4 protein-coding genes and 1 pseudogene are annotated in these 4,732 nt (G+C 55.6%); 4 read left to right on the plus strand and 1 reads right to left on the minus strand.

Annotated elements, in window-relative coordinates; translation table 11 throughout:
* Window positions 1-230: 230 nt before the first annotated feature.
* From H537_RS0112525 to H537_RS52700, 3 genes are all read left to right on the plus strand, one after another.
* Window positions 231-1,193, plus strand: coding sequence for an IS5 family transposase (locus H537_RS0112525; RefSeq protein WP_028998197.1), 963 nt, complete (start codon window positions 231-233; stop codon window positions 1,191-1,193).
* A 280-nt stretch (window positions 1,194-1,473) separates the two neighbouring features.
* Entirely contained in the window at window positions 1,474-2,484 is a 1,011-nt protein-coding gene (locus tag H537_RS0112530) for an IS110 family RNA-guided transposase (protein ID WP_028998198.1), read from the plus strand.
* 570 nt (window positions 2,485-3,054) lie between these two features.
* Entirely contained in the window at window positions 3,055-3,534 is a 480-nt protein-coding gene (locus H537_RS52700) for a hypothetical protein (RefSeq protein ID WP_156901650.1), read from the plus strand.
* Window positions 3,535-3,739: 205 nt separating this feature from the next.
* Here H537_RS52700 and H537_RS52705 read toward each other — a convergent pair whose 3' ends face one another.
* Window positions 3,740-4,186: a hypothetical protein gene (locus H537_RS52705; RefSeq protein WP_156901651.1), complete on the minus strand. Its 447-nt coding sequence runs from the start codon at window positions 4,184-4,186 to the stop codon at window positions 3,740-3,742.
* Between the two features lie 326 nt (window positions 4,187-4,512).
* On the opposite strand from H537_RS52705, the pseudogene H537_RS57030 reads away from it, so the two are divergent.
* Window positions 4,513-4,732: pseudogene (locus tag H537_RS57030) on the plus strand (IS701 family transposase); the annotation flags it as partial.

A 4,732-nucleotide genomic window follows, 5' to 3' on the forward strand; every position in this document is an offset into this window, starting at 1 on the left:
TAAGAGCCGAGCTGCGCAGCCCGGCGGTGCGGATGGTGCTCGTTGCGTAAGTCCTAGAAGAGTGGTTGCCAATTCTATCTATTAATTTTAGATCAAACCAGTCTTCGAGTGGAACGCAAGCGCTTTTGATTGGGAATTTTCCTCAGAACGGGCTCACTTCGCGAGCTACCAAAGGCGTAGGGAACCTCTGCATAAAGCCGCTGTAAGTGTGCTGAGCGAACATCCCAGGCATGAAGCAGGCTGATCTCGGGCTGAACCTTTCGACCAAGCGCACGCGCAAGCGCGAGTTCCTGGAGCAGATGGACCGTGTGGTGCCATGGGCTGCTCTGGTGGAACTGGTGTCGCCCTATGCGCCCGATGGTCGTCGCGGCCGTCCGCCGTTTTCCATGCAGACGATGCTGCGCATCCATTTCATGCAGCAGTGGTTCACGCTGAGCGATCCGGCCATGGAGGAATCGCTGCACGACGTACCGCTGTTTCGTGAATTTGCCCAGCTCGATAACTGGGACACGCGACTGCCCGACGAGACGACGATCCTGCGGTTTCGCCGCCTGCTGGAGCGCCACAAGCTGGCCGAGCAAATCCTTGGCGTGGTCAACGAGTTGCTGCGCGAGAAGGGGTTGTTGTTGCGCACCGGCACGGTGGTGGACGCCACGCTGATTGCGGCGCCGAGCTCGACCAAGAACAGCAAAGGCGAGCGTGATCCCGAGATGCACCAGTCGAAGAAAGGGAACCAGTGGTATTTCGGGATGAAGGCCCATATCGGCGTGGATGCCGAATCAGGCCTGGTGCACACGGTGCGGGGCACGGCGGGCAACGTGAGTGACGTGGTGGAGGCAACCACCTTGCTGCACGGAGACGAAACCGAGGCCTGGGGTGATGCCGGTTACCAGGGCGCTCACAAGCGCCCTGACGCCAAGGAAGGCGTACGCTGGAATGTCGCCATGCGCCCTGGCAAGCGCGCAAAGCTCGATTCCAACAACAAGCTCGATCAGCTCGTGAACCAGTTGGAGAAGATCAAGGCCAGTATCCGGGCCAAGGTCGAACACCCCTTCCGGGTCATCAAGCGCCAGTTTGGCCACGTCAAGGTGCGCTACCGCGGGCTGAAGAAGAACACGGCCCAACTCTTCACGCTGTTTGCGCTGTCGAACCTGTGGATGGCCCGGCACGAATTGATGGAGGCCCGGGCATGAGTGCGCCCGGAACTTGGGAAAACAGCCCGGCGGGGCTCGAAAAGCTGCCGAACGATTGCCTTGGAGGCTGGAACTGAGACCCGGCGGCTCTGACAAACCCCTACGGATTCACTGACGCCTGGCCTGCCATGGTCAAAACTGGATAAAGCAGATGGTATGGGCGACCCCCTCCTAACCGCGGTGCGCAGCTGGAGATCCAATTAACGAAGAGATCCCCCGGCGACGGCATCGCAGTGCCAGAGTGGAGATGCAACTCAACCACTGAGCCGGAGGATCCGCCATGGAGCTTACCGTCATCGCAGTCGATATCGCTAAGAAGGTATTCCAACTGCACTGGGTTGACCCAGACACGGGCAGCATAGAACGCATGAAGCTCAAGCGAGCCCAGGTGCTGCCCTGGTTCGCAAACCGGGAATCCGCCATCGTGGCGATGGAAGCTTGCGGCGGAGCTCACGAATGGGGCCGCCAACTCATGAAACTCGGGCATGAGGTGCGGCTGTTGCCACCAAAGATGGTCCGCCCGTTCGTCCATCGAAACAAAACCGATGCTGCTGATGCACGGGCTATCTGGACGGCAAGTCAGCAGCCGGACATGCGCTTCGTTCCCGTGAAAACCGAAGCCCAGCAGGTGGTGTTGGCCTTGCATCGCATACGAGCCCAGCTCATGAAGATGAGAATCATGCAGACCAACGAATTGCGCGGTTTGCTCTACGAGTTCGGGATCGTGCTGCCGGAAAGCCATCGAGCACTACTGGAGGAGTTGCCCGGGGCTCTGCGCGATGCGCAAGGCAAGCTGCCAGCCATGCTCATCGAGAGCTTGAACGAGCAGTTGCACAGGGTCCGTCAACTTGATGCCGACATCGGTGCCGTGGAACGGCGCTTGGCGCAGCACATGAGGGAGATGCCGGCATGCAAGACGCTCGCTGAAATACCGGGTATCGGCCTGCTCACGGCCACGGCTATCGTGGCCAGCATGGGGTCTCCCACGGCATTCAAGGACGCACGCGAGTTCGCGGCATGGATCGGACTGGTACCCCGCCAAGTAGGCACTGGAGGACGAGTTCGGCAGCTGGGCATCAGCAAGCGAGGAGATGCCTACCTGCGAACCTTGCTGATGCATGGCGCCCGAGCATTGGTGCGCTCAGACAAAGGTCAAGCTTGGCCTTGGCTGGCCGAATTGCTCAAGCGGCGGCCTTACTGCGTCGCCGTCGCCGCGGTGGCCAACAAGCTGGCCAGGACGATCTGGGCTGTACTGGCCAAAGGACAGGCCTGGAAAGCCAGCGCGTGGTAGCCAGCATGACAAGGACCGAATGAACGGACTACCGCTTTGAAGGAGAGCAAGCGACCGAGCGTGTGATGGGACAGACAGGTTGGACCGGGACGGGATCACTCCGGTAGGAACGTGGAGCACCAAGCTCGTAAAGCAGATGGGGAACCTCGTCGGCGAATGCCATCAGGGCCAGCAGGCTTGCCAGCCTGCACTACAGGCCGGATATAAGACTGCAGCCCTGCCTCCTGCTTCATCACTCGACAACGTTACTTGCGATCCGGGGGTCGCCCATATAAGAGCTTCCCTAATGGCGCTGTCTGCTGAGGATCATTTCTAACCAGGCCTTATGTCAAGTGAAGCGACCGGCGCGGAGTGTCAGCGAAGCCCGAGGCAGGCAGGGCACCAGCGTCCCGCGTCGTTGTGCGACCGACTTCTGCAACACCAAAGCCCTTGTCACGCTTGGGCCGACGATCCCTCGCAAAAAGGATCGGCCTTGCGACAGACAACACACTTGCGACTGACACCTTATGAGGGTTGTCGTCAATTTCTTAATCAGGAATACTATCTCAACACCAGCCAAGGAGAAAATAAATGGCTACTGGCAGCGTAGTGGAGGATATCAAGACAGCAGCTATTGTTTTTGGAGGAATTTTCTTCATTTACAAGTTTGCTCTTGGCTATCTAATGATTAATGTGACACTGAAGCCAACTTTGAGACGGCAGCCACTTGACGAATCACATGATTTAATTGTTGTTAGCGCAGGCGTTGTTAAGGGTGATAGGGAATGCCTGCAGGTTAATGAGATTAAGGTTTCTGTTGAAGGTGAAGGTACGCACTCTTTTTTAACTCCGGCATTGATAAAATTCGCGACACAAGAAGCTCCGGGCGGCCTCCTTCGTCTTAGTCCCGGTGAGGAAACCAGTTTTGAGGTGGCGTTGAAAGTCCCTAAAGACCAAGTTACTCCTATCAATATAGTTCTTAGGGGATGGTCTGGTCCTATCTCGCGTCGGATACCGGGTTATTGGCGTGCGTCTCTTGTATCGGAGCCATATTTCGCCAAGAGTAAATAAGTTTGAGCTCACGCTAAGTCTTTGACAGATTTGAAAAATCCGCCTCAGGCCTTCGGCAGCCGTTTTCGACGTCAGAAAGTATATATTGAATTAGTGGAATTGTGCAATTAAATTCAATGGAGATTGTCAACACGGGAGGCGGCCCCGGGCCAGCGACCCGCCGCCGTGCAGTCATGCCGTTAATGCACCAGCCGCCTGGCACGGCTCACGCCGTTGAGGTCAAGTCACCGCGACGATTTTCCGGCGGAGCTTGGTCCAGTTTTTCAAACGTATTTCGCCCCATCCTATCTTGCCATGCAGCAAAATCCCGATCAAGATCCTTCTCGGGCGTGTCGCCTTTGAGAGAAAGCAGCCTTGCATAAGCTCGCACGACCGCTGTCTGTTCCATTAATGGTCCCAGCATTATTATGGCCTCAATGAAAGCGGGAATCCCAAAAATTCCAGTGGAAATAATGTATAAGTCAAGCGCTTTCTTGTCCACAGGCGTGGGCATGCCCTCGATATAGGGCCTTGCCTCATGGTCAAGTGGCCTGAGGGTTGGGCTGATGTCTGACCTGTGAGGCTGTTGCCCACTCGGGTTGTCAGGCGTACAGATTCGGAAATCCACCTTGATCCTCAACGTGGCACCGGCAGCTTGATCGTTGATTCTCATGGTGCAACTCTTTTTAATGTGGCTGGTGTCGCGGCGCCTGCAGTACAACGGAAAAATGGCCAGTCTATCGGCTGCTTTGACAAGTTTTTGTCTTGAAATTAATCGACTGACTTGGGCGAGCCGGCGAGAAGAAACTGGAGGTATATATCTTCCACCTGTCCATCTGCATACAAACTTGGATCCACGAAGCTAAGAAAAAGCTCGAATTGTCCTTGTTAGGACTTACGCAAAAGTTTGATAGAAAATCATAGAAATCCCATGAATTAATTTCAACTTGAACTTCTTGAAAGCATAGATCATAGTTTTGTCTTTCACTAGGCGGCGACATGAATCCATCCCGCGTGGACTACTGTCAGTTCCTGTTATCGAGTCAGGTCAACTTCACCTTGACGCACTATGCCGAGCATCATGCCCACTTCAGCCATGACGCCCTCAATCGGTATTTGAACGGCGAGCGCATCACATCACGCATCATTTGGGAAAACATTCGGCCGCACGTGATTCCCAGCGCTCATGGCTATCTGATTTTTGACGATACCGTACTCG

The organism is Azohydromonas australica DSM 1124, from assembly GCF_000430725.1.
Taxonomy (GTDB): Bacteria; Pseudomonadota; Gammaproteobacteria; order Burkholderiales; family Burkholderiaceae_C; genus Azohydromonas; species Azohydromonas australica.

Excerpts from the sequence above, each read along its gene's own strand:
- H537_RS0112525 (WP_028998197.1), top strand. The coding sequence starts at position 231 with ATGAAGCAGGCTGATCTCGGGCTGAACCTTTCGACCAAGCGCACGCGC.
- H537_RS0112530 (WP_028998198.1), top strand. The coding sequence starts at position 1,474 with ATGGAGCTTACCGTCATCGCAGTCGATATCGCTAAGAAGGTATTCCAA.
- H537_RS52700 (WP_156901650.1), top strand. The coding sequence starts at position 3,055 with ATGGCTACTGGCAGCGTAGTGGAGGATATCAAGACAGCAGCTATTGTT.
- H537_RS52705 (WP_156901651.1), bottom strand. The coding sequence starts at position 4,186 with ATGAGAATCAACGATCAAGCTGCCGGTGCCACGTTGAGGATCAAGGTG.